The organism is Stenotrophomonas maltophilia group sp. RNC7 (assembly GCF_030910085.1).
Taxonomy (GTDB): domain Bacteria; phylum Pseudomonadota; class Gammaproteobacteria; order Xanthomonadales; family Xanthomonadaceae; genus Stenotrophomonas; species Stenotrophomonas sepilia.
Map to the genome: position 1 here is coordinate 1 of NZ_JAVFVN010000867.1, position 24,433 is coordinate 24,433.

Consider the following 24,433-nt stretch of genomic DNA (forward strand, 5'->3'; position numbering starts at 1 on the left):
GGGGGGGGGGTGTTCATCCGCTTTGTTTTTTTTTAACCCCCCGGCCGGGCCGTATTTTGGGTTTTTTTCTTTGGGGGGGTTTGGGGGGGCGGGGGGCGGCCACCAGGGGGGGTTTGCGGGGGGGGGGGCCGGGGGCCCCGCCCCCCGGCCCGCCCGCGGGGGGCCCGGCCCCCCCCCCGGCACTACCGTCGAATCGTCACACGCCCATGTAGCGGCCGGGGCGGTGGTTGAACATCAGCACGAGGCTGAGCACCACCGCGCCGATGGCCGAGTACAGCACCTTCGATGGCGACAACACGAAGAACGCGGCCACCATCAGGCAGGCATCGTAGGACATCTGCACCTTGCCCGCGCTCCAGCCACGGGTGCGCTGCAGGTACACCGCCAGGATGCCGATGCCGCCAAGGCTTGCACGGTGGCGGATGAAAAAGAGGATGCCCAGGCCGGACAACGCACCGCCGACGATCGCCGAGTAAAGCGGGTTGATGTGCGAGAAGTCGATCCAGCGCGGCAGCAGGTCGGTCAGCACGCCACAGGCGGTGACCGCGGCGAAGGTCTTCAGGGTGAATTCCCAGCCCATGCGCCGCAGCGCCACCCAGTAGAACGGCAGGTTGACCAGCACGAACACCAGGCCGAAGTTCCAGCCCATCGCGTAGTGCAGCAGGAAGGCCATGCCCGCCATGCCGCCGATCATCAGCCCGCCCTTGGCGAAGATGGCCAGGCCCAGCGAGGCCACCATCGTGGCCAGCACCATGCCCTGCACGTCCTCGGCGATCGAGTGACGCAGCGCTTTGTCATCGGCGGTGGTGCCGGCGCTGTCGGGCGGCGGGGTCAGCGGACCGGCGGTGACCAGGTGGCCGTCAGCGTCGTCGCACGGCGCGGGGCCATGGGAGGGAAGGGACATGCGGGTGGGGGAACAGCAGGTGGGGAGCGCTATTAGACACGATCCGCATGACAGTTGCAGATGAAATCGTTCAGCTGAATGCGTCCCACCCTGCCCTCCGCCGGCCGCTGGTTACCCCTTGCCGGCCAGGTGGTATGCCACCAGCGCGTTGGCGTGGCCATGGCCCAGGCCGTGCTCGCTCTTCAGGAAGCTGACCAGTTCCATGTATTTCAGGCCCTTCTTCCCCGCCAGCAGCCCGAACCAGTGCGCCACCGGCTGCCCGTAGGTCTTCTCGATGGAGGGGAAGTACGAGGCCGGGCCTTTCGGCTTGGTGTCAGTGCTCATCTGCAGCTCCCGTTGAAGTCATTCATTCGACGAACCACAGTCCCTGAAATCGACATACCTACACGTTTGACCCGGTGCCGACCAACGGTCGGCACCCACCAAGGCAGAATGCCGTTCCAACAGCTCGCGGGAAACTGTCGAAGGCGGGGTGGCTCAGGTTGCGGGGCGTGAGCGCCATGGGCCCGAGGCATGCCTCGGGCGGGTTGGGCAGGACGCCCAACCCCGGTCTTGCCGTGTGCGCAGGACAGCGCACACGAGCAAGCGCGACCGAGCCACACGGACGGCGTCCCCCTCAACCGGACCCACCCCGCCATCCCACGGAATGCACGCATTTGACGTTGACGTTGCCTTGGCTTGAAGCAGGTGCCGGGCGCAGCCCGGCCGTATCATTCCCGCATGCCCCGCGAAAATCTCAACGACCTGCAGGCCTTCGTCCACGTTGCCCGCGAGGGCAGCTTCACCAAGGCTGCCGCCCAGCTGGGCGTGTCCCAGTCCGCGCTCAGCCATGCCATGCGCGGACTGGAGCAGCGCCTGGGCGTGCGCCTGCTGACCCGCACCACCCGCAGCGTCTCGACCACCGAAGCCGGTGCCCGCCTGCTCGATACCCTGGCCCCGCGCCTGGCCGAGATCGAGGACGGGCTGGCCGCGCTGGCCGAGTACCGTGAACGCCCGGCCGGCACCATCCGTATCAATGCCACCGGCCACGCCGCCGAGTACATCGCCTGGCCCAGGCTGGCGCCGCTGCTGCAGCAGTATCCGGATTTGAAGGTGGAACTGGCGGCCGACTACGGGTTGGCCGACATCGTGGCCGAGCGCTACGACATCGGCATCCGCCTGGGTGAGCGGCTGGCGCGCGACATGATCGCCGTACCGATCAGCCCGCCGCTGCGCATGCGCGTGGTCGGGGCGCCCAGCTACTTCCGCCAGCACGTGGTGCCGCGGCATCCAGACGACCTGGCCGGGCACAACTGCGTGACCCTGCGGCTGCCCACGCATGGTGGGCTGATGCCGTGGGATTTCGGCCAGGACGGCAATGAACTGAGCGTGCGCGTGAGCGGCCAGTGGACGTTCAACACCATGGGCATGACCCGCACCGCTGCGCTGGCAGGCAGCGGATTGGCCTGGCTGCCGGAAGACCAGGTGCAGCCGATGCTGGACGATGGCCGGCTGCAATCAGTGCTGGACGACTGGTGCCCGCACTTCGATGGCTACTACGCGTACTACCCTTCGCGCCGCCACGTGACCGTGGCGATGCGGACGGTGCTTGATGCGCTGCGCGGGCCGATGGGGTGAGGGTCAAGGAGTGCGGACCCACTGTCCGCACTCACCGGCTGGTCAGCCCTTGGCCTGTGCCGCACGCTGCGCGTTGTAGCGCTCGCCAACGATCGACACTTCGTCCAGCGCCTGCGCGATGCGTTGCAGTTCTTCCGGCGCCAGCTGCAGGTCGGCCGCGCCCAGGTTTTCTTCCAGGCGATGAACCTTGGTGGTGCCCGGAATCGGCACGATCCACGATGCCTGCGCGAGCAGCCAGGCCAGTGCGACCTGCGCAGGCGTCGCACCGCGCGCTGCCGCAATCGTGCTGATGCGATCCACCAGCGCCTGATTGGCGCGGCGCGCCTCCACTTCGAAACGCGGCACGCTGTTACGGAAGTCGTTGGCGTCGAAGGTGGTATCGGCGTTGATCGCACCGGTCAGGAAGCCGCGGCCCAGCGGGCTGAACGGCACGAAGCCGATGCCCAGCTCCTGCAGCGTCGGCAGCAGCTCACGCTCCGGTTCGCGCCACCACAGCGAGTACTCGCTCTGCACGGCGGTGACCGGCTGCACCGCATGCGCGCGACGCACGGTGGCAGCGCTCGCCTCGGACAGGCCGAAGTGGCCGACCTTGCCCTCGGCGATCAGGTCGCGCACGGTACCGGCCACATCCTCGATCGGCACGTTCGGGTCGACGCGGTGCTGGTAGAACAGATCGATATGGTCGGTACGCAGGCGCTTGAGGCTGGCTTCGGCCACGGCACGGATGTTCTCCGGGCGGCTGTCCAGGCCGGCATCGGTGCGCGCATCTTTGAAGCCAAACTTGGTGGCGATCACCAGCCTGTCGCGGTAGGGGGCCAAGGCCTGGCCGAGCAGGTCTTCGTTGGTGTACGGGCCGTACACCTCGGCGGTGTCGAAGAAGGTCACGCCGCGCTCGACGGCGGCGTGCAGCAGGGCAATGCCCTGGCTCGGTTCGACCGGCTGGCCGTAGGCATGGGTCAGGCCCATGCAACCCAGGCCCAGGGCGGAAACCTTCAGGCCGCTGCGGCCGAGTTCACGTGTCTGCATCGTCGTACTCCAGAGGGGGAATGCTGACGATACGCCTGCGGTGGCGATGGATTGAGCCGGCTGGACCGCAGTCGGTCATGACTGGAATTCATCAATCCGGTCATGACCGTTGCCGGTCAGGTCAGCGGATTTCGGAGATCTCCACCCCATCCAGCCCCTGCGACAGGGTGCGCGCGTCGCCGCCCTGGCTGAGCTTGATGCGCAGGCGCACCTCGTTCTGCGAATCGGCGTAACGCAGCGCGTCCTCGTAGCTGATCTCGCCGGCCTGGTACAGCTCGAACAGGCTCTGGTCGAAGGTCTTCATGCCCAGCTGGACCGAGTCCTTCATCACTTCCTTCAGCTTGTGGATCTCGCCGTCGCGGATGTAGTCCTGTACCAGTGGCGTGCCCAGCAGGATCTCCATCGCGACCTTGCGCGAGCGGCCATCGGGCGACGGCACCAGCTGCTGCGCGACCACGCCCTTGAGGTTCAGCGACAGGTCCATCAACAGCTGGTTGCGGCGGTCTTCCGGGAAGAAGTTGACGATGCGGTCCATCGCCTGGTTGGCATTGTTGGCATGCAGCGTGGCCAGCACCAGGTGGCCGGTTTCGGCGAACGCGATGGCGTGGTCCATGCCTTCGCGGGTACGCACCTCGCCGATCATGATCACGTCCGGCGCTTGGCGCAGGGTGTTCTTCAGCGCCGCTTCCCAACTGTCGGTATCGATGCCGACTTCGCGCTGGGTGATGATGCAGCCCTCGTGCTTGTGCACGAATTCGATCGGGTCTTCGATGGTGATGATGTGGCCGGTTGAGTTCTGGTTGCGGTAACCGATCATCGCCGCCAGCGAAGTCGATTTACCGGTACCGGTGGCACCGACGAACAGGATGATGCCGCGCTTGGTCATCGCCAGCGTCTTGATGATCGGCGGCAGGCTCAGCTCTTCCACGGTCGGAATGCGCGTCTCGATGCGGCGCAGCACCATGCCGACCTGGTTGCGCTGGTAGAAGCAGCTCACGCGGAAACGGCCGACACCGGACAGGCCGATGGCGAAGTTGCATTCGTGGGTCTTCTCGAATTCCTCGCGCTGCGCCGGGGTCATCACGTTGAGGACCAGGTCGCGGCTTTGCTGCGGCGTCAGTGGCGTCTGCGTGATCGGCGAGATCTTGCCGTTGACCTTCATCGCCGGTGGCATGCCGGCCGTGATGAACAGGTCCGAGGCGCGCTGGTGCGCCATCAGCTTGAGGAACGAAGTGAAATCGATGGTGGTCGCGGTGCTGTTCACGGCGGGCTCCCAAGAGGGCATGTACCAGGAAACGGTCGGTGGAGGAAACGGCACGGGGACGGCGCCGCACTGGTGCACGCCGCCCGTGGTTGTCCCGCCTTACTCGAACAGGCGCTTGTCCTTGGCGTACTCGCGGGCCTGGTTGCGGGTGATCAGGCTGCGCTTGACCAGGTCCTGCAGATGCTGGTCCAGGGTCATCATGCCGTACTGCTGGCCGGTCTGGATGGCCGAGTACATCTGCGCCACCTTGTCCTCGCGGATCAGGTTGCGGATGGCCGGGGTGCCGACCATGATTTCCCACGCCGCGGTCCGGCCGCCGCCGACCTTCTTCAGCAGTGCCTGCGAGATCACCGCACGCAGCGACTCGGACAACATCGAACGCACCATCGGCTTTTCGCCAGCCGGGAACACGTCGATGATACGGTCGATGGTCTTGGCCGCCGAACTGGTGTGCAGGGTGCCGAACACCAGGTGGCCGGTTTCCGCGGCGGTCAGTGCCAGGCGGATGGTTTCCAGGTCGCGGAGTTCGCCGACCAGGATGATGTCCGGGTCCTCACGCAGTGCCGAGCGCAGTGCTTCGTTGAAGCCATGCGTGTCACGGTGCACTTCGCGCTGGTTGATCAGGCACTTCTGCGAGGTGTGCACGAATTCGATCGGATCCTCGACGGTGAGGATGTGGCCGTATTCGTTCTTGTTGATGTAGTCGATCATCGCCGCGAGCGTGGTCGACTTGCCCGAGCCGGTCGGGCCGGTCACCAGGATCAGGCCCTGCGGTTGCTGGATCACCTCGCGGAACAGCGGCGGGCAGGCCAGGTCCTCGAGGGTGAGCACCTCGGACGGAATGGTACGGAACACCGCACCGGCGCCGCGGTTCTGGTTGAACGCGTTCACACGGAAGCGCGCCAGCGACGGGATCTCGAAGGAGAAGTCCACTTCGAGGAATTCCTCGTAATCGCGGCGCTGCTTGTCGGACATGATGTCGTACACCAGCGCGTGGACCTGCTTGTGGTCCAGGGCCGGGATGTTGATCCGGCGAACGTCGCCGTCCACGCGGATCATCGGCGGCAGGCCTGCAGACAGGTGCAGGTCGGACGCTTTGTTCTTTACGGAAAACGCCAGCAGTTCGGCGATATCCATGAGCGGCTACTCCCCAATAACGGCTTCGACTGGAAGGATCTTTCCCCGGGCGGCAGTATAGCCTCCTGATTCAACGGAACGCGTTACGTGGCCACTCCCCTGCCCCAGATCCTGAGCAACCTGCATGCCGCCGCCGAGGCGGCCGGCCGGCCCGATCCGCGCCTGCTGGCCGTGTCCAAGACCCAACCGGCCGAGGCCGTGGCCGCGCTGGCCGCACAGGGCCAGCAGGCCTTCGGCGAAAACTATGTGCAGGAAGCGCTGGCCAAGATGCAGGCGCTGCAGCACCTGGCGCTGGAGTGGCACCTGATCGGCCACCTGCAGTCGAACAAGGCCGAGGCCGTGGCCACCCACTTCGACTGGGTGCAGAGCGTGGACCGGCCCAAGCTGGTAACGGCGCTGGCGCGCCATCGCCCGGCCGCACGCGGCCCGCTGAATGTGCTGATCCAGGTCAACATCGACGATGAATCCAGCAAGCACGGCTGTGCTCCGGAAGAAGTGGACGCACTGGCCGCGGCGATTGCCGCCGAGCCCACCCTGCGCCTACGTGGCCTGATGGCGATTCCTGCGCCGTGGCCCGAGGTGGAGCGCCGTCGGGATGCGTTCGTGCGCATGCGCACACTCTTCCAGTCGCTGGCCGCCCAGCATGCACAGGTCGACACGCTGTCGATGGGCATGAGCAGCGACTACGCCGACGCCATCGCCGAGGGCGCCACCCTGGTGCGCATCGGCACCGCCCTGTTCGGCGCGCGCCCGCGCCCGGCCTGATTTTCCAAGGAGACATCCATGGCAGCTGATTCCATCACCTTCATCGGCGGCGGCAACATGGCGCGCAGCCTGATCGCCGGCCTGATCCGCCAGGGCGTGCCCGCCGCGCACATCCATGTGGCCGAACCGGTTGCAGCGCTGCGCGAGTCGCTGGCTGCCGACTTCGGCGTGCAGGTACACGACAACGCCACCGATGCCGCCGCACAGGGCAGCACCTGGCTGCTGGCGGTGAAGCCGCAGGTGCTGCGTGAGGTCTGCAAGTCGCTGCAGGCACTGGCCCAGGCAAACCGGCCACTGGTGGTGTCGATCGCTGCCGGCATCACCAGCGCACAGCTGGAGCGCTGGCTGGGTGGCAACCTGCCGGTGGTGCGCGCAATGCCCAATACCCCCGCTCTGCTCGGCGCCGGCGTGACCGGCCTGTATGCCACGCCCTCGGTGGATGCACAGCAGCACGCGCAGGCCGAACAGGTGCTGGCCAGTGCCGGGCGCACGGTGTGGATCGAACGCGAGGCACTGATGGATTCGGTCACCGCCGTGTCTGGCAGCGGGCCGGCCTATGTGTTCCTGCTGGCCGAAGCGATGGAAGCAGCGGGCATTGCCCAGGGCCTGCCGGCCGACGCCGCGCGCACGCTGGTGGTGCAGACCCTGCTGGGCGCCTCGCGCATGCTGGATGAGGCCGGTGAGAGCCCCGCAGAGCTGCGCCGCCGCGTGACGTCACCCAACGGCACTACCCAGGCCGCGATCGAGAGCTTCCAGGCTGGCGGCTTCGAGGCACTGGTGGACACCGCACTGCGCGCCGCGCAGGTGCGTGGACAGGAATTGTCTGCGGCGAATGATTGATCCCGATGTGTGCCGACCAACGGTCGGCACCTACCATCATCCACGCATGGCGTGGATGTTCATTGCCCCAACGTGGCCATGACGAAATCCACGAAGCAATGCAAACGCGGGCGCGGACGTCGATCGGGCAGGTAGATCAGGTGCATCGGCCGCGGTTCGGGCAGGTAGTCGCGCAGCAGCGGCTTCAACCGCCCCGCTGCGATCTCCGCCGCCAGCAGTGCGGTGGGCTGCAGTACCAGCCCGGCCCCGGCCACGGCGGCTTCGCGCAACGCGAAGCCATCGTTGCTGCTCAGCCGTGCCTCCCAGTCGACCTGTTCGCCGTTGGCCAACTGCCAACCATGCCCGCCGCGCCAGGCCAGGTGGCTCAGGCAGTCGTGCCCCTGCAGGTCATCCGGTGTTCGCGGCGTGCCGCGCCTGCGCAGGTAAGACGGCGCCGCGCACAGGCTCATCGCATACGGCGGCAGCGGCCGCGCCACCACCTCCTGCGATGGCAACGGCCCGACCCGGATCGCCGCGTCGAAGCCATCTTCGATCAGGTCCACGCGGCGGTTGCTCAGGTCAAGCTCGATATTCAACTGCGGCTGCGCGCGCAGCAGGCCGGCCAGCTGCGGCGCCAGCACGCAGCTGCCCCAGGTGGTGGGCGCGCTGACCCGCAACAGGCCACGCGGCTGTACCTGCAGGCCGGCCACATCGGCCTCGGCCTGCTGCACCTGCTCCAGCACCTGCCGGCACCCGGCCAGGTAGGCGCTGCCGGCTTCGGTCAAGCGCTGGCGGCGGGTGTTCCGTTGCAGCAACGCGGTGCCCAGATGTGCTTCCAACTGCTGGATGTACTTGCCCACCATCACCGCCGACACCTGCAGCTGTTCGGCGGCGCCGGCGAAGCTGCCGCGCTCGGCCACGGCGACGAAGGCCTGCATGCAGCGAAGGGTATCCATTGCTAATCCAGAGTTAGGAATCTGCGAATCATACGCCGCTTACCTAACCCCGCTGTGACGGCGCAGACTGCGCTCACTCCCACACGCAAGGAACGGCCATGAAGATCCTCCTCGTCGGTGCCAGTGGCACCCTCGGCCAGGCAGTCGCCCGTCAGCTCGGCCAACAGCATCAGATTCTCGCCGCCGGCCGCCACAGTGGCGAACTGCGCGTGGACCTGACCGACGACGCCAGCGTCGCCGCGCTGTTTGCGCGTACCGGTGCAGTCGATGCGGTGATCTCCACCGCCGGCAAGTTGCACTTCGGTCCGCTGCAGGACATGACGCCCGAGCAGTTCAACCTGGGCCTGCAGGACAAGCTGCTGGGCCAGGTGCGGCTGGCACTGGCCGCCCAGCACCATCTCAACAGTGGCGGCTCGATCACCCTGACCAGCGGCATCGTCAGCGCACAACCGATCCGCGACGGCGTCAACGCCACCGCAGTGAATGCCGCACTGGAAGGCTTCGTGCGCGCCGCCGCACTGGAACTGCTCCCGCGCGGCCTGCGCATCAACGTGGTCAGCCCGAACGTACTGATCGAATCGATGGCGGCCTACGGCCCCTACTTCCCGGGCTTCGAAGCGGTAAGCGCGCAACGCGCCGCACTGGCCTTCCAGCGTGCAGTGGAAGGCATCCAGAGCGGCGAGACGATCACGGCCTGGTAAGAAAAAGGGGACGGAGGGGATTAAGTCGTTTTCGTCCGCCGGGCATGGCCCGGCGCTACCGGGAGCGCGTCCCCTTTTTCATTCCCAGCGCATCGGGCCATCGCCGCGTTCGCCGAGAACGTCGCCAGGGTTGGCCAGGCGGCAATGCTGCAGTGACAGGCAGCCACAGCCGATGCAGCCGGTCAGTTCATCGCGCAGCAGCTGCAGCATGTGGATGCGCTCTTCCAGCTCGGTGCGCCAGCGCGCGGACAGCTTGGCCCAGTCAGCCTTGGTCGGTGCACGGCCTTCAGGCAGGCTCTCGAAGGCGCGGCCGACCGCTTCCAGGGGCATGCCCACCCGCTGCGCAACGCGGATCACTGCCAGCCGGCGCAGCACGTCGCGGCTGTAACGGCGTTGGTTGCCCGAGGTGCGCAGGCTGCTGATCAGCCCCTTGCGCTCGTAGAAATGCAGTGCGGAAACGGCCACGCCACTGCGCTGGGAGACCTCGCCAACGCTGAGTTCCTGGGATGCCATTGCTTGACCTCAACTATAGTTGAGGTGGCATGCTGCTATCTTCGCCGCCCGTTGACAAGCGCGGCCCGCACCTGACAGGTATGACCCCGACCCTCTCTCCCGCCGACACCCGCCTGCCGGCTGACACATCGATCCTGTCCGCGCGCTACCGCGCCACCACCCTCGGCATGGTCGCGCTGGTCGCGCTGCACGCCTTCGAAGCATTGGCCGTCGCGGCCGCGATGCCCACGGTGGCCGAAGCACTCAGCGGCCTGCGCCTGTATGCGCTGGCCTTCGGTGGCACCCTGGCCACCAGCGTGATCGGCATGACCCTGGCCGGACGCTGGGCCGACCGCCAGGGCCCGGCACGGCCGCTGTGGTACGGCCTGGCCTGCTTCGTGCTGGGCCTGCTGCTGGCCGGCTTCGCCGTGCGCATGGGCATGCTGGTGGCCGGGCGCCTGCTGCAGGGCCTGGGTGCGGGCGCGATTTCGGTCTCGCTGTACGTGATGGTCGGCCGCAGCTACCCCGAGCACCTGCGGCCGAAGGTGTTCGCGGCATTCTCGGCGGGCTGGGTGGTGCCCTCGATGGTCGGCCCGGCGCTGAGCGGCCTGATCGTCCAGCATCTCGGCTGGCGCTGGGTGTTCCTGGCGGTGCCGCTGCTGGCAGTCCCTGCTGCCCTGTTGCTGCGGCCTGCGCTGGCGCGCATGCAGGCCTCCGCCGACAGCAACGACGACGAGGGGCGCGGCAACGTCGTACGTTGGGCCAGTGGTGCATCGCTGGCGGCGCTGCTGCTGTACTTCGGCGGCCAGCAGCACGGTCCGACCGCCCTGCTCTGCATCGGCGTGGCGATGCTGGCGCTGCTGCTATGCGTGCATCGACTGCTGCCGGCCGGAACGCTGATCCTGCGCAGGGGCCTGCCCAGCGTGATCGCACTGCGCGGCATCGCCGCTGCCGCATTCTTCGCCTGCGAAGCCTACCTGCCGCTGCTGCTGCAGCGCGAACGCGGACTCCCGCCCAGCTGGGCCGGCGCGGTGCTCAGCCTCGGCGCACTCGGTTGGTTCGCCGGCTCCTGGCTGCAGGGTCACCAGCAGCGCGGCTGGTCACGCCAGCAACTGCTGCGCGTCGGCACGGCGATGATGACGGTCGGCATCGCCGCAACGCTTGCGGTGTTGTTCAATGCAGTGCCATTGCCGGTGGCCCTGGTGGGCTGGACGGTCACCGGTTTCGGCATGGGCATGATCTACGCCAGCCTCTCGGTACTCACGCTTTCGCTGTCAGCAGCGCATGAGCAGGGTGCCAACACGTCGGCCCTGCAGCTGAGCGAGGCCCTGTCGGTGACCACCGCGCTGGCGGTCTCCGGTGCGTTGTTCGCGCTGTTCGTGGAAAGCGCGCCGCACACCGGCTACCTGCTGTGCCTGGCGATCACCTTCGGCCTGGCGGTGCTGGCTGCGGTGATCGCGCGGCGGGTGTAGCGCCGTCGGGTTTCGGCAGTGCCGGTCGCTGGCCGGCACCATCACGGGATTCCCGCGTGCGCGGAGAGTGCCGGCCAGCGGCTGGCACTACCGGGTCCCCGTCCCCACGTCATCGATATCCCGGTGCAGGATGCGCCGCACTTCCAGCACCGCTTGCGGGGTCTCCTGCACGCTGTGGCCGGAAATGATCACCTTCTCCGACTGTGCACCCGGCAGGTGCGCACTCCAGTACGGCACCAGTCCGTCATCGGACTTGTCCACCGGCAGCTCCGGCTTGCGCTGGGCGATGATCGAGTGGTACTTCAGTCCCGCTTCGATCGGCAGCTGCGCTGCGGCCTTGACGAACGGATCGCTGGCCTTGAGGTTGTCGATGCTGTTGGGAATCTTCGGCTTGGCCGTGCCATCGACCTGCTGCTCGGCCTGCGCCAGCGCCATGAACACGTCCTCGAACTTGCCGAGGATGGTCAGTGGCAGGCGCACCAGCCGGCCCAGCAGGCGCCCGACCTTGTTGCCGGCAATATCGGTGCCCTGGTGCGGCGCAGCGATGAAGATTGCGCGCTCCACGTTCGGCTGTGCCTTGAAATGCAGCAACGGCCCCAGCTTGTTCTGCACGCGCTTCAGACGCTCGCCCTTCAGGTCATAGTTGGCCAGCAGGTCGTTCCACAGCACGTCACCGGAATCGCTCACCAGCAGCCGCGCGAGCACGCCGCCCATGCTGTGGCCGATGTAGACCATGTCCTTCGATGCACGCGTGCTGCCATTGGGATCGAAGTGCTTCAGCGTGTCGTTGAACGCGTTGGCGATCTCGTAGCGGTTCAGCGCGATCGGTGCGTTGGTCGGGTAATAGACCTGCCACACCTGGAACTGCTGGCGCAGCTCCGGGTCGCCCATGATCTCGTTAGCCAGGTTCACCCAGGCTTCCGGGCTGCTGGCCAGGCCGTGCAGCATGAAGATGATGCGGCGGTTCGGGTCCCACGGCTGCATCAGGTAGATGTGTGGCTCGCCGATGCCCTCGCTCATGCCGAACAGGGTGCGCAGTGACTGCCGGGCGAAGCCGCTCTGGGCAAGCCACAGGCCGTAAGCCGCGGTGAAATTGCCGGCCAGCGGCACCTGCTCGCCGTGCAGGGTGATGCGCTCGGTGGCTTCCGGCGAATAGGCATCCAGTTCAACCCGGCGCGTCCGCATCACATCGTCCAGGCTGCTGCCTTCGAAGCGCAGCAACGCAGTGACGTTGATCGAGGACATCTCGCTGAACTCAGGCACCGAATCGTCATGCCGGTGGCGACGGCCACGGCGCTCGTGACCGCCTTCATCCGCTGCCGTTTCGGCCTTCGGGCCATCCGCTGCGACTACGGGTGCGACCAGCTTCGGCGGGTCCATCACCATCACCAGCTCGGCACCGAAGCCATCACGGCGATAAGTACTGCGCAGCCCGACGAAGCTGACCGTGCCGGCCGGCACCAGCTGCGCGGGAATGCTTTTCAGGTTCAGCTGCTGGTAGTTGGAGGCCAGCGACCAGCTGCCAACCGAGATCGGCTTCGTGTAGTCCTCGCCCGCCAACGCAGCGGCGCGCGCACGCACGAACAGCACCACCGCTGCCTTCTCGGCGGCGTAGTTGTAGTAGTCGCGCACCTGTGTCTGCCGGTCCTCGAAGGCACGGTCGGACGGCGAGCGGCCGCTGTAGAACAGGTAGGCATAGGCGTAGCGCGCGGCTTCCAGCCAGGCGTCCAGCGCTGCGTCGCTCATCGGCGGATCACCGGCTGCGGTCTTCTTCGGCGTCAGCGCCAGCGCGGCCTTCACCCACAGTTCGGACAGCGCCGACAGCCGCTGCTCGACATTGAGATCGTCGGTCATCAGCAGCGTGCTGCGGCAGACCAGGAAGTCCTTCTCGCACTGCGATTCGTCCAGGCCTGCCGCGCTGAGCGTCTCGCGCGCGGCGGGGCTGAGCTTGCCGGTATTGAGCACGTCGGCACGCTTGTTGACCAGCGAATCGCTGGATTTGACCTGCTTGACGGTGACCATCGCACAACCGCTGCTGCCCAGCAGCAGGAAGGCGGCGAACAACACCGGCAGCGCACGCTGCCAGCGGATCAGGAGGAGTCGAGTCATTACTGCGGGTCCTGCTCGGTGCCAGGTACGCCCTGGCGGATCACGGTGGAGAAGTGTTCGCCGCTGCCCAGGTCCAACGCGCGCTGGGTGATGCGGCCCTTGTCGTGCAGCTCGGCGTACGGCACACCCGGGGTCAACGCACCCACCTCCTGTGCGTACTCGGCCAGGTAGCCGGACAGCAGCAGGCGGTAGTCCAGCGGCAGGCGCGGCGCGATGTGGCGGGCCAGGTCGAAGACGATGGTGGTGCAGTTGCTGGTGAGCGTGTTGTAGAAGCCCGGCTTCGCATCCAGTTCGCGTGCCTGTGCGACGTACGCGGCAAACAGCTCCTTCAACTGCGCACGGTCCATGCCATGCAGGCGGTACAGGTAGACATCCTCACCGCGCGCATTGGTGCGGGTGCGGATGATGTCGGTCTCCTCCGCGGCCACCAGGGTCATCTCGAACTTGCGGAAGAAGCCGCCCAGTGCCGAGAACGATTCGCCGCGCTCCTTGCGGATCTCCAGCGAGAACACCACGTGGCGCCCATCCTCGAAGCCAAACGAGATGAGGGTGTGGGCGATCGCCGGGCCCATCCAGTACGACAGCACCAGGTCGGCCGAGCGCAGCTGGTCCAGGTCGTACGCGCGGCGCACCCAGTGCGCGTCGTAGTCGGTCTCGCTGCGCCAGGTGAAATCACGCACGTTGTCGAACACCACGTGGCGCCCGTCGAAGGACACCACATGCAGGCGCTGGGCCACGTCGTCGGCCCATACGCGGTCCTGGCGCGGGGTCAGCAGCAGCCACCAGAGGCCAGCCAGCGCCAGCGAAGCGCCGAACGCCAGGCCCAGGCGACGGCTGCTGCGGCCACGCGCGACCCGCCACGAGGCCCACAGCGCAGCCAGCAGCCACAGCACGGCAACGCCGTTCGCCAGCCAGCCCGGCCCGGGCATCTGGTAAGCCAGCAGCCCGGTCACCCACAACGCTGCCAGCGCCATGGCACTTCCTGTCATCCAACGTCCTGCGGCTCTCACTGGCATCCTGTCGCGGTCCCGAAGCCGCATAGTTAGCCACAAGCGGGTTCACCGTGGCATCTACGGCCCGTTCAGGCACGCCGGCGCACCGTCTGCGGCGGCCCCGCGGCCAGATGAATCACACAGGAGCAACGATGGGCATCACTTCCGTGGCCGGCGTTCCGGTCCAACCCCGGCACCGCGCAACCTGCCACTGCGGCACGGTCGAGCTGCTGCTGGACCTGCCGGACGGGATCGTCGATCCCCGCCGCTGCGACTGCTCGATGTGCCGGCGCCGTGGCGCCATCGCCGCCAGCGTCCCCCGCCACGGCCTGCAGGTGGTGCGCGGGCAGCATCACCTGCAGAAGTACCAGTTCAACACCCATGTGGCCGAGCACTACTTCTGCGGCGTGTGCGGCATCTACACCCATCACCGGCGCCGCTCCAACCCGGACGAGTACGGCTACAACGTGGCCTGCCTGGAAGGCATTGATCCGTTTGCGCTGGGGGTCATTCCGGTCAGCGACGGGATCAATCACCCGTCAGACCGCAGCGACTAGTGGCGCGTGCGCCGCGGCGGCGTGGCGATCTTCTGCCAGGGCGCCATGCCGCTGCGCCCCGCCCGCGCGGGTCGTTTCAGCCAGGGCCGGCGTGGCGGCGCCTGCGGCGCATCCGCGACCGGGGGAGGAAGCGGTCGACGGCTGGGCCAGAGATGGTCGAGCAGCCACATGGCGGGTCTCCGTGGGGGACGGGGACGATCAACATTAGACCTGGATGGGCATGGGTGGCGTGAGCGGAAGACGACAACGGGATGACGGCGGAGGGGGCGATGAGCCTGCTACGCCGTATGCTCGGCCAACGTGCCTTTGCGTTTCCGCAGCAACAGGTGCAACAACACAGCACACACAGCCGTCAGCAGTGCCAGTACACGCAGCAGTGTTGCCAGCGCCTTGGCGCTGACCTGCTGCAGCTGCTCACCGCTCATCGCCGGCAGCAGTGCCGCCGCCTGGTCTTGGGACCCGCTCGCCAGATAGGCACCGGCGCGTGCCAACGACGAGGGCGATGCCCCATGCAGCTGCTGGTCGGCCAGCATCGCCAGCAGCGCCGTCACTGCGGCCAGGGCGATGCCTTCGCCCGCTACCCGCACGGTTCCGAAGATGCCGGCGGCCATGCCCGCACGCTGTACCGGCACCACGCTCACCGACAGCCCATCCATCAGGCCCCATGGCAAGGCCGTCCCTGCACCGACCAGCATCAGCAACGGCACCCACTGCAAGGGCGACGGCTGCGATGCGTGGCGCGACAACAGGTACAGGCCAGAGGCACAGACCAGCAGTCCCAGCGTGCACAGCCGCGCACTTCCAACGCGCTCCGCCCAGCGCGCAGCCAGCATCGGCAGCACCAGCATCGGCGCGGACAGCGCCAGCATCTGCAGTCCCACCAGCGTCGTGCTCTGGCCATGCACGCCCAGCAGTTGCAGAGGCAACACGACCAGCAGCACCACGTAGCCCAGGCAGGTCGCCACCGGCAGCAGCTGGACGCCGAGAAACGCCGGTTGCCAGAACAGTGAGAGGTCCAGCAACGGGGAAGGATGCAGCCGTTCGGTACAGACGAACGCGCCGCCCAACAGCAGCGTCGCCAACAGCGCCAGCTGCACGCGACCGGCGTGCAGGCCGTACTCGCCCAGCCACAGCAGGGCCAGGGTCAATGCCGCCAGCATCAGGCTGAAGCCCAGCATGCCGGCGATGTCCAGCCGTCCGCGCTCGCCCCGGCTTTCGGGCAACGCGCGCGCGGCCAGTGCGAACGCCGCCAACGTCAGCACACCGCCCGCAGCGAACACGCTGCGCCAGCCCAGCGCCTGCAGCAGCAGGCCCGCGAGCAGCGGCCCCAGCGCCAGGCCCGCACCGAATGTCGTGCCCAGCAGGGCGAAGACACGGGCACGCCTCGGTCCCTGCCAGCCCTGCGCCAGCGCAGCGGTGCCCGAGGCCAGCGCTGCGGCAGCGGCAACGCCCTGCAGAGCGCGCGCCAGATCCAGCCACAGCAGCGTAGGCGACAGGCATACAGCGGCCGTCGCGACGGTGAAGCCGGCCGTGCCCAGCAGGAACATCCGCCGTCGGCCATGGCGATCAGCCAAGCCACCGGCAGCGAGCAGCAGGCTGCCGAAGGTGAGCATGAAGGCGTTGGTCACCCAGGCCAGCGCAGTGGGCGATGCCACTGAGGAGCGGGACAGCACCGGCACCGCGACGGCGCCGGCGGTGAAGGACAACGGCAGCGCCAGCGCGGCCAGGCAAACCGCAAGCAGCGTCCAGCGTTGCGGCGTCTGGGCAGGTACAGGGAGCATCGAAACCGGGGCCATGCGGGCCTCCATCCATCAGGGGCATTGATGATGGGCGGGCCGTTATTCCTGAAAAACAGGCTCTATGGACGTTGATTGCGGCCATATGTTCCGCAATCATGTCGGTCATGGACTCCATCTCTGCCCTGCTCGCCTTCGTCCGAACCGCAGAGGCCGGCAGCATCGTCGGCGCTGCCCGCGTACTCGGCCTGTCCGCCTCGGCGGTAGGCAAGCGCATCGCCCGCCTTGAACAGAACCTGGGCACCCGTTTGTTCCAGCGCACCACCCGCCGCGTGCACCTCACCGACGAAGGCGAACTGCTGCTGCAGCGCTGCCGCCGCGCACTGGATGAACTTTCCGAAGCGCAGGCGGACCTGGCGCAACGACAGCACGCTCCCAGTGGGCTGCTGCGCATCGGCCTGCCCACCATCGGCTACCGCTTCCTGCTCCCGGTGTTGCCCGGATTCCAGCGACGCTACCCCCAGGTGCAGCTGGAACTGGAGTTCAATGACCGCATCGTCGACGTGGTCAGCGAAGGGCTGGACGCGGTGATACGCAGCGGCGAACTGGCCGATTCCAGCCTGACCGCACGGCGACTGGGCGGCTTTCGTTTCATCCTCTGTGCGGCACCGGGGTATCTGAAGGCGCACGGCATTCCCGGCGATGTAGGCGACCTGCGCCTGCACACCGCGCTGCGCTTCCGTTACCCCACCACCGGAAAGCTGCATCCGTGGCAGCTGCCGGGCATCGAAGGCGACGCCGGGGCGCGCCTTTCCACGGCGATGACCTGCAACAACATGGAAGCCGTGCTGGCCGCTGCGATCGGTTGCATGGGCCTGGCCTGGATGCCTGACTTCCTCGCCGCCGACGCGCTGGCCGACGGCCGCCTGCAACGGGTGCTGCCTGCGCTGCCCACGCACCAGGGGCAGTTCTCGCTGCTATGGGCCGGTGGGCGCCATCCCAGTGCACGCCTGCGGGTGTTCATCGACTATGCCGTCACGAACCTGTTCCAGGACGCCTCATAAAAAGGGGACGGAGGGGATTAAGTCGTAATCGGCCCTACTGTGCCCGAAACGACCTAATCCCCTCCGTCGCCTTTTTCCCTGGGCGCTGGCGCTGCGTTGAGCTGGTAATGCGCGACCAGCGCATCCACCACCGCGCGCACGCCCGGCAACTGTCCACGACGATGCGGCAGCAGCACGCTGGTGGTCACTTCGCCGGCATGCCACGCCGGCAGGACCTGCTGCAGGCGGCCGGCCGCAATCGCTGTGGCACACAGGCTGTGCGGCAACACCGTGATGCCAAGGCCCGCTTCGGCCGCCGCGATCAGCAGCTGCGATTCATTGCCGACCAGCGCAACCTGCGGTTCCACCTGCACGGTGCGGGCGTCGGTGCCGTGCAGTGTCCAGCGCGTTGCGTGGCGCGCCGTCAGCAGGCCGGCATGCGCGCGTAGCTGCTCGGGCGTATCCACTGCTGGCGCGGCTGCCAGATAGCCAGGCGACGCCACCAGCACGATGCGTTCTCTACTCAGCGAGCGCTGCACCAGACCGGAATCCGGCAGCGGACCGAAGTGGCTGCGCAAGGCAATGTCGATGCCTTCCTGCGCCAGGTCGACGAAACGATCACTCACTTCAACTTCGATGCGCAGCCGCGGATAGCGGCGGGCCAACGCGGGCAGGCACGCGGCGAGCTCGCCCTGCACCACCGGAATCGAAGCGCTGATGCGCACGGTGCCACTCGGTTCGGCCTGGCGGTCACGGACAATGGCCTCGGCGGACTCCACCTCGGACAACGCCGCGCGTGCGCGATCGAAGAACGCCTGGCCGACTTCGGTCAGCGCGAAGCGCCGCGAACTGCGTTGCAGCAGCCGTACCCCGAGGTGTTCTTCCAGCAGCGCCACGCGCTTGCTCAACGTCGAGCGCGGCAGGCCCAGATGGCGTCCGCCTGCTGCAAAACCGCCCTGCTCCACTGCGGCCACGAACAGGGCCAGATCGTTGAGGTTGAGCATGCACAACGTCCACAGGTATGGACTTCAGGATGCCATTCGAACCGCTTCCGGGGCAATGTCCACGCAGGCACGCTTTCCTCACCCGCCGCATCGCGGCTTGAACCGGAAACCTGCCATGACCCCGATTCTCTTCTACGGCGTGCCCTCGGGCTGCTCGTTCGGCTCCATCGTTGCGCTGGAGTGGCTGCGCCAGCCGTATCACCTGTGCCGCATCGACATGCCCGGCCAGGTGCAGGGCGAGGACTACCGCCGCCTCAATCCACTGGGCGAAACCCCGACGCTGCGAACCGCGCAGGGCGAGCTGCTCAGCGAGAGCCTGGCCATCCTCAACCACCTGGCCGCCAAGGGCATCGCACAGGGGCTGGGCTTCGCACAGGGCACCTCCAGCTTCGATCGCCTCAACCATCGGCTGGCCTATCTCAACACCAGCTTCTTCGGTGCCTACGCCCCGCTCTGGCACGCGCTGGAACACGCCGAGGGCGATGACGGCAAGGCGCTGCGTGCCTATGGCACCACCAAGGTGCGCCAGGCCCACCAGGCGCTGGAGCAGATGCTCAGCACAGGCCCGTGGCTGCTGGGCGAGCAGCGCAGCTTCGCCGACGCCTACTTCGCCGGCATCGGCCGCTGGAACGATTACCACCAGGTGGTCGACCGCCGCGAGTTCCCCAGGGTGCAGCAGCTGTTCGAGCGCCTGCAGGACGACGCCGGCGTGCAGTTCGCCCACGCCATCGAAGCACAGCGGCCGGCTACCAGCAGCGGTGGCTTCCTCGGCGAGGTGCGGCTGGAAGACGTGCTTGAGGCCGCGGCGGCCTGAGTCCTGCCCTGCCTGTGCGGCAGCGGCGCGCAATGCCTCTTGCGCGCCGCGCTACAGTGGTATGTCCCCTGCTGCAGGAATCCGCGCATGTCCTCGTTCTCCGACCCGCAGGCCGTTGCCCGCTATGCCGAGGGCCCGCTGCGCCAGGTGCCGGGCTTCCTCGCGCTGCAGCAGATGAGTCGCCTGCTGCTGGCCGAACACGTTCCCGCGCAGGGCCGCGTGCTGGTGCTGGGCGCCGGTGGCGGGCTGGAGCTGAAGGCTTTTGCCGAGGCGCAGCCGGGCTGGCAGCTGCTGGGCGTGGACCCGGCCGCACCGATGCTGGCCCTGGCCGAGCAGACACTGGGCCCGCTGATGTCGCGCGTGCAGTTGCTGGAAGGCTACATCGACGATGCCCCCGACGTGCGCTTCGAAGGTGCCAGCTGCCTGCTGACCCTGCACTTCCTCGACGCCGCGCAGCGCCTGCACACGCTGCGCGAGCTGCACAGGCGCCTGCAGCCCGGCGCGCCGCTGGTGGTGGCCCACCACAGCGTGCCGCAGGATCCGGACGGCAAGCTGCGCTGGTTGCAGCGCTACACCGCGTTCGCCGAAGCCTCGGGTGTTGCCCACGCCGATGCACAGCGCGCGATCGACGCCATTGCCGAGCGACTGCCACTGCTGGCGCCCGAACAGGAAGTGGCGCTGCTGCAGGAGGCCGGCTTCGACGGCGTGGAGCTGTTCTATGCGGGCTTCAGCTTCAAGGGCTGGGTGGCGTACGCCGGCTGATGCCTACGGCACCACCGTGATGCCGATGCGCTGCATCAACAGCGCGACCTGCTGGACATCCAGCGTGGCGCCACGCAGATTGGTGCTGCGCAGGTCCAGCTCACCCAGCTCCGAGTGGGTCAGGTCGCAGTCGGTGAAGTTGGCGCTGTTCCAGTCGATGCCCTCGAACTGGCCACCGGACAGGTCCGAGCCAGCGAAGCTGGCGCCGCTCACGTTTGCACCGTCCCAGCGGTTCTCCCACAGTTCGCACTTCTCCAGCGTGACCCGCGAGAAATTGGCATAGCGCAGGTTCGACTTCTTGATGAAGGCGCTGCAGAACCCGCTGCGCGGGGTGATCTGGTTCATGAAGCTGGCGTTGCTGAAATCCGCACCCTGCGCGCGGCACTCGCTGATCTCCAGGCCCAGCGCCTTGATGAAGTTGAAGTGGCACATGCTGATGTCGCAGCTGCGGAAGCTGGCCTCCTTCAATGTGGCGCCATTGAAGCGGCAGCCGGCGCGGCTGCCGGCATCGTAGAAACTGCAGTTGATGAACTCGGTGCCGGTCAGGTCCACGCCTGAAAAATCGCACTCGTGGAACTGCTGGTCGACCACCTTCTGGCCGGTGTACTGGTCCGCGCCGATGCGCAGCTTGCGGTGAACGGTGGGGGACATCGTGGATTCCTTGCCAAACGCCACGCCATGATGCCGGGCCGCGGGGGCGATCCACAGACACGGCCGCGGCCAGATTCACCGGCAGTCCAGTTGACCTGTGTCCACACGGGTCAAATGCACGTTGTTGCACGTTGTTGCACGTTGATGCACGAAGATGCAGACCTGCAGCATGAGCTCCGATCCCAGCCCCCTCCCCGCCCAGCGCACCCGGCAGATCCTGGAGGAACTGCGCCAGCAGGGCCGCGTGGTCGCCGCCGAGCTGGCGCGCCGCTATGCCGTCTCCGAAGATTCGATCCGCCGCGACCTGCGCGAACTGGCCGCACAGGGCCTGTGCCAGCGTGTCTACGGCGGCGCCGTGCTGCCACCGCCCAAGGAACGCCCGCTGCGCGAGCGGCTGACCCGCGACCGCGGCGACAAGGCCGAGCTGGCCGCCCGCGTCTGCGCATTGCTGCAACCCGGCCAGGTCGTACTGCTCGATGCCGGTTCAACCAACCTGGTGATCGCACAGCAGTTGCCGGCCGCCCTCGGCCTGACGGTGATCACCAATGCGCCACAGATCGCCACCGCCGCCAGCCTGCTCGATGGCACCTCGGTGCAGCTGATCGGCGGCCGCCTGGCCAGCGGTGGCGGCGCGGTCGGTGCCGAAGCACTGGCCCAGGTGCAGCGCCTGCGTGCCGATGTGTACCTGCCCGGCCCCTGCGCGGTGGACGGCGACACCGGCGTGTGGGCAATGGATGCGGAAGAAGCCACGCTGAAGCGCGCGATGGTCGCGTGCAGCAGCCGCATGATCATCGCCGCCACTACTGAAAAGCTCGGTGCCCGCGGCCACTGGCAGATCGCCAGCCTGGACGAGATCGACGACCTGGTGCTGACCACCACCGCACCGCCCGCATTGGCGGCACGCTTCCGCGCCGCCGGCATCGCGGTGCACCCCACTCCCCCCTGACCGTACCGCTCATGTCCCTTGCCAACCGCGCGCGTGCCGAACAGCACGCGACCCGCGCTGCGTTCTTCATTCCCGGCTTCGCCACCGCGCTGTGGGCCACGCTGGTGCCGTTCGCCAAGGCACGCACCGGGATCAACGACGCCACGCTGGGGCTGGTGCTGCTCTGCCTCGGTGCCGGTTCGCTGCTGGCGATGCCGTTGTCCGGTGTGCTGACCGCGCGCCTCGGTTGCCGCCGGGTGATGATGGCCAGCAGTCTGCTGATCTGCCTGACCGTGCCCAGCCTGGCCCTGGCCGCCTCGGCCTGGACACTCGGGCTGGTTCTGTTCGTGTTCGGCGCCGCCGTGGGCGCGATGGACTGCACGATGAACGTACAGGCCGTCATCGTCGAGCGCGACGCACGGCGCGTGATGATGTCCGGCTTCCATGCGTTCTTCAGCATCGGCGGCTTCCTCGGCGCGGCCACCATGACCGTGCTGCTGTCTGCTCACCTGCCTCCCTTGGCGTCCGTGCTGATCGGCGTTGGCGCCATGCTGCTGGTGATGCTGCTGTCGGCGTCGTACTGGCACAGCGAACGGATGCCGCACGACACACCGATGCTGGCCCTGCCACACGGCATCGTGCTGTTCATCGGCGTGCTGGCGTTCGTCGCGTTCCTCGGCGAAGGTGCGATGCTCGACTGGAGCGCGGTGTTTCTCAGCGACGTGCGCCGCGTCGATGGAAGTCTTGCCGGCATCGGCTATGTGACCTTCACCCTGACCATGACCGTCGCGCGCCTGTTCGGCGATGCACTGGTGGCACGCGTGGGCCGCCAGCGCGCGATCGTGTTCGGCGCGTTGCTTGCCGCCGCGGGCGTGCTGGTGCTGACCCTGGTCACGCCGTGGCAGGCATCACTGCTCGGCTATGTGCTGGTCGGCCTCGGCTGCGCCAACATCGCACCCGCACTGTTCTCGCTGGCCGGCCACCAGACCCGCATGCCCGGCGCGCTGGCCATCACTGCCGTGTCCACGCTCGGCTTTGCCGGCATCCTTGCCGGACCGGCGCTGATCGGCTTTGCTGCCAACCACTTCGGCCTGATCGCCGCGTTCATCTGCGTGGCCACGGCCTTGTTGCTGGTGGCGATGTCCACGCGTTGGCTGCGGGTGTAGCGCGGCGCATCAACTCCGCCTGCGGCGCAGCTTCATCCGCACGCGCCGGTAGCCGATCACCGTCGCCGTGGCACACAGCGCGGTGCCGGCAGCGCTCAGCAGCAGCAACACCGCCAGCCGGGCACCTTCCTGGCGCAGCATCGCTGGCAGATCCCAGCTGTGCAGGTAGTAGAACAGCCAGCGCCCCACCCGCTCGCGATGCCCCATCGTCAGCAACGGATCGCCCGTAGCCAGATCGAGATAGACGCGCGTCGCCTCGGCATCACCGAAGTCCACCACGGCCACCGGGAAGCGGCGCACTGCTGCGCCGTTCATGGCTTCCGGTGCACGCGGATAGAAGTAGGCATCCGCTGTCTGCTGCACCACGAAGCCCTGCATGGGCGCAGCGGACAGCGCCCGCGCCTTCTGCTGCAGCCACGCGGCCGGCAGCAAGTGCGCAACCTGCAGATGCTCGTCGCTGCCGGACACGATGCGGGTCTCGCCCTGCCCGTCCAGCAGCACCGCAAACAGCTCACCACCGATGCGCCGCCACTGGATCTCAACTGGCCGGAAGCACTCAGCATCGGCCACCGCCAGAAGCTTCGCCGGATCGCCCAACGCGCCATCCACCGCCACCGCGCCGCCACGATAGCGTCCACCGTCGATCGCAGCATACGTGCTGCTGAAGACGCCCAATGGATTCATCGACATCAGCCCGCTGAAAATCCAGGTGAACACGAAGGCCGCGGCACACAATCCGATCAGATGGTGCCAGCGCATCCACGGCTCGACGTACGGTGTCTTCGCACCGGAACGATAGTGCCCACGGAAACGCCAGCGCCACACACCCACCACGACGCCGCTGACCGCCGCCAGCGTGCACAGTGCGGACAGCACGATCACCACCCACGTCCACACCGGGTCGACCGACTGCATGCGCAGGAAGTACAGCCAGTGCAGCCAGGCGCCCACATAGTTCCAGCGCTGCTGCATATGCGGCGCGTACAGCACGACTTCACCGGTACGCGAGGACACATACAGGTCGCCCGGCTGCGCACCGCCCACCTCGACGCGATACAGCGGCCGATGCGCATCCAGTGCACGCGAATGCGTCCAACGATCCTCATTCACGCGCATCGCACCCACAAAGGCCGGGCCTCCGGCGAACTGTGCGACGGATGCTTCGGCGCGCTGTGCCGACACCGGCAGCAGGGCCTGGCCGGTCACGGCAGACCAGGCGCCCACGTTGCTGCCACTTCGCACCACATACGCCGGCTCGCCGCGTAGCGTGGTCAATGCCACAGCCTCCGGCTCGGCCTGCACGGCGGCAGGCAGTACCGACAGCCCCTGCAGGTCGCGGGCCTCACCCAGCACCGGCAACGCCGCCAGCCGCTCGCCGGGCGTCAGCTTCGGGTAGCCAATGAACAGCATCACCATGCCGCTGACGAACCACAGCAGCATCAGCAGGCATCCGCCGATGCCCAGCCAGCGATGCACCAGGTAGGTCCAGCGCTTGGCGGTGGAACGCATCGTCATCGCCAG

At 67.5% G+C, this 24,433-nt stretch carries 23 protein-coding genes and 1 pseudogene; 11 read left to right on the forward strand and 13 right to left on the reverse strand.

The features are described from left to right. Positions 1-196: 196 nt before the first annotated feature. A complete protein-coding gene (locus RCF13_RS20630; protein ID WP_005415543.1) occupies positions 197-904 on the reverse strand; it encodes a YitT family protein in 708 nt (235 codons plus the stop codon). A gap of 111 nt (positions 905-1,015) precedes the next feature. Continuing rightward, positions 1,016-1,228: a DUF4287 domain-containing protein gene (locus RCF13_RS20635; protein WP_134968805.1), complete on the reverse strand. Its 213-nt coding sequence runs from the start codon at positions 1,226-1,228 to the stop codon at positions 1,016-1,018. Between the two features lie 396 nt (positions 1,229-1,624). On the opposite strand from RCF13_RS20635, the gene RCF13_RS20640 reads away from it, so the two are divergent. Beyond that, complete coding sequence (locus RCF13_RS20640) at positions 1,625-2,521, forward strand: LysR family transcriptional regulator (protein WP_061479779.1); 897 nt, start codon at positions 1,625-1,627, stop codon at positions 2,519-2,521. Positions 2,522-2,563: 42 nt separating this feature from the next. Here the strand turns inward: RCF13_RS20640 and RCF13_RS20645 are convergent, their stop codons facing one another. From RCF13_RS20645 to RCF13_RS20655, 3 genes are all read right to left on the reverse strand, one after another. Further along, positions 2,564-3,547: an aldo/keto reductase gene (locus tag RCF13_RS20645; protein WP_134968804.1), complete on the reverse strand. Its 984-nt coding sequence runs from the start codon at positions 3,545-3,547 to the stop codon at positions 2,564-2,566. A gap of 121 nt (positions 3,548-3,668) precedes the next feature. Next, on the reverse strand, positions 3,669-4,811 hold the full coding sequence (locus RCF13_RS20650) for a PilT/PilU family type 4a pilus ATPase (RefSeq protein WP_308141532.1): 1,143 nt from the start codon (positions 4,809-4,811) through the stop codon (positions 3,669-3,671). 99 nt (positions 4,812-4,910) lie between these two features. Next, positions 4,911-5,948, reverse strand: a complete 1,038-nt coding sequence (locus RCF13_RS20655; protein ID WP_004147099.1) for a type IV pilus twitching motility protein PilT — start codon at positions 5,946-5,948, stop codon at positions 4,911-4,913. 87 nt (positions 5,949-6,035) lie between these two features. On the opposite strand from RCF13_RS20655, the gene RCF13_RS20660 reads away from it, so the two are divergent. After that, a complete protein-coding gene (locus RCF13_RS20660) occupies positions 6,036-6,713 on the forward strand; it encodes a YggS family pyridoxal phosphate-dependent enzyme (RefSeq protein ID WP_231352589.1) in 678 nt (225 codons plus the stop codon). Positions 6,714-6,731: 18 nt separating this feature from the next. After that, entirely contained in the window at positions 6,732-7,553 is an 822-nt protein-coding gene (gene proC, locus RCF13_RS20665; protein WP_134969239.1) for a pyrroline-5-carboxylate reductase, read from the forward strand. 59 nt (positions 7,554-7,612) lie between these two features. Here proC and RCF13_RS20670 read toward each other — a convergent pair whose 3' ends face one another. Further along, positions 7,613-8,488 carry a LysR family transcriptional regulator gene (locus RCF13_RS20670; RefSeq protein ID WP_231352588.1) on the reverse strand — a complete coding sequence of 292 codons (876 nt, stop codon included), beginning with the start codon at positions 8,486-8,488 and terminating at the stop codon, positions 7,613-7,615. 98 nt (positions 8,489-8,586) lie between these two features. Here RCF13_RS20670 and RCF13_RS20675 point away from each other — a divergent pair, with 98 nt between their 5' ends. Next, complete coding sequence (locus RCF13_RS20675) at positions 8,587-9,189, forward strand: short chain dehydrogenase (protein ID WP_134969238.1); 603 nt, start codon at positions 8,587-8,589, stop codon at positions 9,187-9,189. A gap of 78 nt (positions 9,190-9,267) precedes the next feature. Here the strand turns inward: RCF13_RS20675 and soxR are convergent, their stop codons facing one another. Further along, on the reverse strand, positions 9,268-9,702 hold the full coding sequence (gene soxR, locus RCF13_RS20680) for a redox-sensitive transcriptional activator SoxR (protein ID WP_005415534.1): 435 nt from the start codon (positions 9,700-9,702) through the stop codon (positions 9,268-9,270). A 29-nt stretch (positions 9,703-9,731) separates the two neighbouring features. Between soxR and RCF13_RS20685 the strand changes: the two genes are divergently transcribed. Beyond that, positions 9,732-11,153 (forward strand): MFS transporter, encoded by a 1,422-nt coding sequence (locus RCF13_RS20685; protein ID WP_061479771.1) that lies wholly within the window; start codon positions 9,732-9,734, stop codon positions 11,151-11,153. Between the two features lie 87 nt (positions 11,154-11,240). Here RCF13_RS20685 and RCF13_RS20690 read toward each other — a convergent pair whose 3' ends face one another. Both RCF13_RS20690 and RCF13_RS20695 read right to left on the reverse strand, forming a co-directional pair. Next, positions 11,241-13,262 (reverse strand): alpha/beta hydrolase, encoded by a 2,022-nt coding sequence (locus RCF13_RS20690; RefSeq protein ID WP_134969237.1) that lies wholly within the window; start codon positions 13,260-13,262, stop codon positions 11,241-11,243. Next, positions 13,262-14,236 carry a DUF4105 domain-containing protein gene (locus RCF13_RS20695; RefSeq protein WP_231352745.1) on the reverse strand — a complete coding sequence of 325 codons (975 nt, stop codon included), beginning with the start codon at positions 14,234-14,236 and terminating at the stop codon, positions 13,262-13,264. Before RCF13_RS20695 ends, RCF13_RS20690 begins: the two co-directional genes overlap by 1 nt. A gap of 170 nt (positions 14,237-14,406) precedes the next feature. On the opposite strand from RCF13_RS20695, the gene RCF13_RS20700 reads away from it, so the two are divergent. Further along, entirely contained in the window at positions 14,407-14,811 is a 405-nt protein-coding gene (locus tag RCF13_RS20700) for a GFA family protein (protein WP_154350332.1), read from the forward strand. Positions 14,812-15,089: 278 nt separating this feature from the next. On the opposite strand, the gene RCF13_RS20705 is transcribed toward RCF13_RS20700, so the two are convergent. Further along, the gene (locus tag RCF13_RS20705) at positions 15,090-16,607 is read right to left on the reverse strand and encodes an MFS transporter (RefSeq protein WP_231352587.1); all 1,518 of its coding nucleotides are present in this window, start codon (positions 16,605-16,607) and stop codon (positions 15,090-15,092) included. A gap of 107 nt (positions 16,608-16,714) precedes the next feature. Between RCF13_RS20705 and RCF13_RS20710 the strand changes: the two are divergent. Continuing rightward, positions 16,715-17,639, forward strand: a pseudogene (locus RCF13_RS20710) (LysR substrate-binding domain-containing protein). Positions 17,640-17,664: 25 nt separating this feature from the next. On the opposite strand, the gene RCF13_RS20715 reads toward RCF13_RS20710, so the two are convergent. Further along, on the reverse strand, positions 17,665-18,594 hold the full coding sequence (locus RCF13_RS20715) for a LysR substrate-binding domain-containing protein (RefSeq protein WP_134969374.1): 930 nt from the start codon (positions 18,592-18,594) through the stop codon (positions 17,665-17,667). 115 nt (positions 18,595-18,709) lie between these two features. Between RCF13_RS20715 and RCF13_RS20720 the strand changes: the two genes are divergently transcribed. Together RCF13_RS20720 and RCF13_RS20725 are read left to right on the forward strand one after the other, a co-directional pair. Then, positions 18,710-19,408: a glutathione S-transferase family protein gene (locus RCF13_RS20720; protein WP_134969375.1), complete on the forward strand. Its 699-nt coding sequence runs from the start codon at positions 18,710-18,712 to the stop codon at positions 19,406-19,408. A gap of 87 nt (positions 19,409-19,495) precedes the next feature. Beyond that, positions 19,496-20,170, forward strand: a complete 675-nt coding sequence (locus tag RCF13_RS20725; RefSeq protein WP_134969376.1) for a class I SAM-dependent methyltransferase — start codon at positions 19,496-19,498, stop codon at positions 20,168-20,170. A 3-nt stretch (positions 20,171-20,173) separates the two neighbouring features. Here the strand turns inward: RCF13_RS20725 and smqnr are convergent, their stop codons facing one another. Next, on the reverse strand, positions 20,174-20,821 hold the full coding sequence (gene smqnr, locus RCF13_RS20730; RefSeq protein WP_134969377.1) for a SmQnr family pentapeptide repeat protein: 648 nt from the start codon (positions 20,819-20,821) through the stop codon (positions 20,174-20,176). Between the two features lie 169 nt (positions 20,822-20,990). On the opposite strand from smqnr, the gene RCF13_RS20735 reads away from it, so the two are divergent. Continuing rightward, positions 20,991-21,767, forward strand: a complete 777-nt coding sequence (locus tag RCF13_RS20735; protein WP_231352586.1) for a DeoR/GlpR family DNA-binding transcription regulator — start codon at positions 20,991-20,993, stop codon at positions 21,765-21,767. Between the two features lie 11 nt (positions 21,768-21,778). Next, complete coding sequence (locus tag RCF13_RS20740) at positions 21,779-22,912, forward strand: MFS transporter (RefSeq protein WP_134968573.1); 1,134 nt, start codon at positions 21,779-21,781, stop codon at positions 22,910-22,912. A 9-nt stretch (positions 22,913-22,921) separates the two neighbouring features. Here the strand turns inward: RCF13_RS20740 and RCF13_RS20745 are convergent, their stop codons facing one another. Continuing rightward, positions 22,922-24,427, reverse strand: coding sequence for a PepSY domain-containing protein (locus RCF13_RS20745; protein ID WP_134968574.1), 1,506 nt, complete (start codon positions 24,425-24,427; stop codon positions 22,922-22,924). Positions 24,428-24,433: the final 6 nt, after the last annotated feature.

What these genes read in the sequence shown, in the direction of transcription:
- RCF13_RS20630 (WP_005415543.1), bottom strand. Translation starts at nt 904, where the DNA reads ATGTCCCTTCCCTCCCATGGCCCCGCGCCGTGCGACGACGCTGACGGC.
- RCF13_RS20635 (WP_134968805.1), bottom strand. Translation starts at nt 1,228, where the DNA reads ATGAGCACTGACACCAAGCCGAAAGGCCCGGCCTCGTACTTCCCCTCC.
- RCF13_RS20640 (WP_061479779.1), top strand. Translation starts at nt 1,625, where the DNA reads ATGCCCCGCGAAAATCTCAACGACCTGCAGGCCTTCGTCCACGTTGCC.
- RCF13_RS20645 (WP_134968804.1), bottom strand. Translation starts at nt 3,547, where the DNA reads ATGCAGACACGTGAACTCGGCCGCAGCGGCCTGAAGGTTTCCGCCCTG.
- RCF13_RS20655 (WP_004147099.1), bottom strand. Translation starts at nt 5,948, where the DNA reads ATGGATATCGCCGAACTGCTGGCGTTTTCCGTAAAGAACAAAGCGTCC.
- proC (WP_134969239.1), top strand. Translation starts at nt 6,732, where the DNA reads ATGGCAGCTGATTCCATCACCTTCATCGGCGGCGGCAACATGGCGCGC.
- RCF13_RS20670 (WP_231352588.1), bottom strand. Translation starts at nt 8,488, where the DNA reads ATGGATACCCTTCGCTGCATGCAGGCCTTCGTCGCCGTGGCCGAGCGC.
- RCF13_RS20675 (WP_134969238.1), top strand. Translation starts at nt 8,587, where the DNA reads ATGAAGATCCTCCTCGTCGGTGCCAGTGGCACCCTCGGCCAGGCAGTC.
- soxR (WP_005415534.1), bottom strand. Translation starts at nt 9,702, where the DNA reads ATGGCATCCCAGGAACTCAGCGTTGGCGAGGTCTCCCAGCGCAGTGGC.
- RCF13_RS20685 (WP_061479771.1), top strand. Translation starts at nt 9,732, where the DNA reads ATGCTGCTATCTTCGCCGCCCGTTGACAAGCGCGGCCCGCACCTGACA.
- RCF13_RS20690 (WP_134969237.1), bottom strand. Translation starts at nt 13,262, where the DNA reads ATGACTCGACTCCTCCTGATCCGCTGGCAGCGTGCGCTGCCGGTGTTG.
- RCF13_RS20695 (WP_231352745.1), bottom strand. Translation starts at nt 14,236, where the DNA reads ATGGCGCTGGCAGCGTTGTGGGTGACCGGGCTGCTGGCTTACCAGATG.
- RCF13_RS20700 (WP_154350332.1), top strand. Translation starts at nt 14,407, where the DNA reads ATGGGCATCACTTCCGTGGCCGGCGTTCCGGTCCAACCCCGGCACCGC.
- RCF13_RS20705 (WP_231352587.1), bottom strand. Translation starts at nt 16,607, where the DNA reads ATGGCCCCGGTTTCGATGCTCCCTGTACCTGCCCAGACGCCGCAACGC.
- RCF13_RS20715 (WP_134969374.1), bottom strand. Translation starts at nt 18,594, where the DNA reads ATGCTCAACCTCAACGATCTGGCCCTGTTCGTGGCCGCAGTGGAGCAG.
- RCF13_RS20720 (WP_134969375.1), top strand. Translation starts at nt 18,710, where the DNA reads ATGACCCCGATTCTCTTCTACGGCGTGCCCTCGGGCTGCTCGTTCGGC.
- RCF13_RS20725 (WP_134969376.1), top strand. Translation starts at nt 19,496, where the DNA reads ATGTCCTCGTTCTCCGACCCGCAGGCCGTTGCCCGCTATGCCGAGGGC.
- smqnr (WP_134969377.1), bottom strand. Translation starts at nt 20,821, where the DNA reads ATGTCCCCCACCGTTCACCGCAAGCTGCGCATCGGCGCGGACCAGTAC.
- RCF13_RS20735 (WP_231352586.1), top strand. Translation starts at nt 20,991, where the DNA reads ATGAGCTCCGATCCCAGCCCCCTCCCCGCCCAGCGCACCCGGCAGATC.
- RCF13_RS20740 (WP_134968573.1), top strand. Translation starts at nt 21,779, where the DNA reads ATGTCCCTTGCCAACCGCGCGCGTGCCGAACAGCACGCGACCCGCGCT.
- RCF13_RS20745 (WP_134968574.1), bottom strand. Translation starts at nt 24,427, where the DNA reads ATGACGATGCGTTCCACCGCCAAGCGCTGGACCTACCTGGTGCATCGC.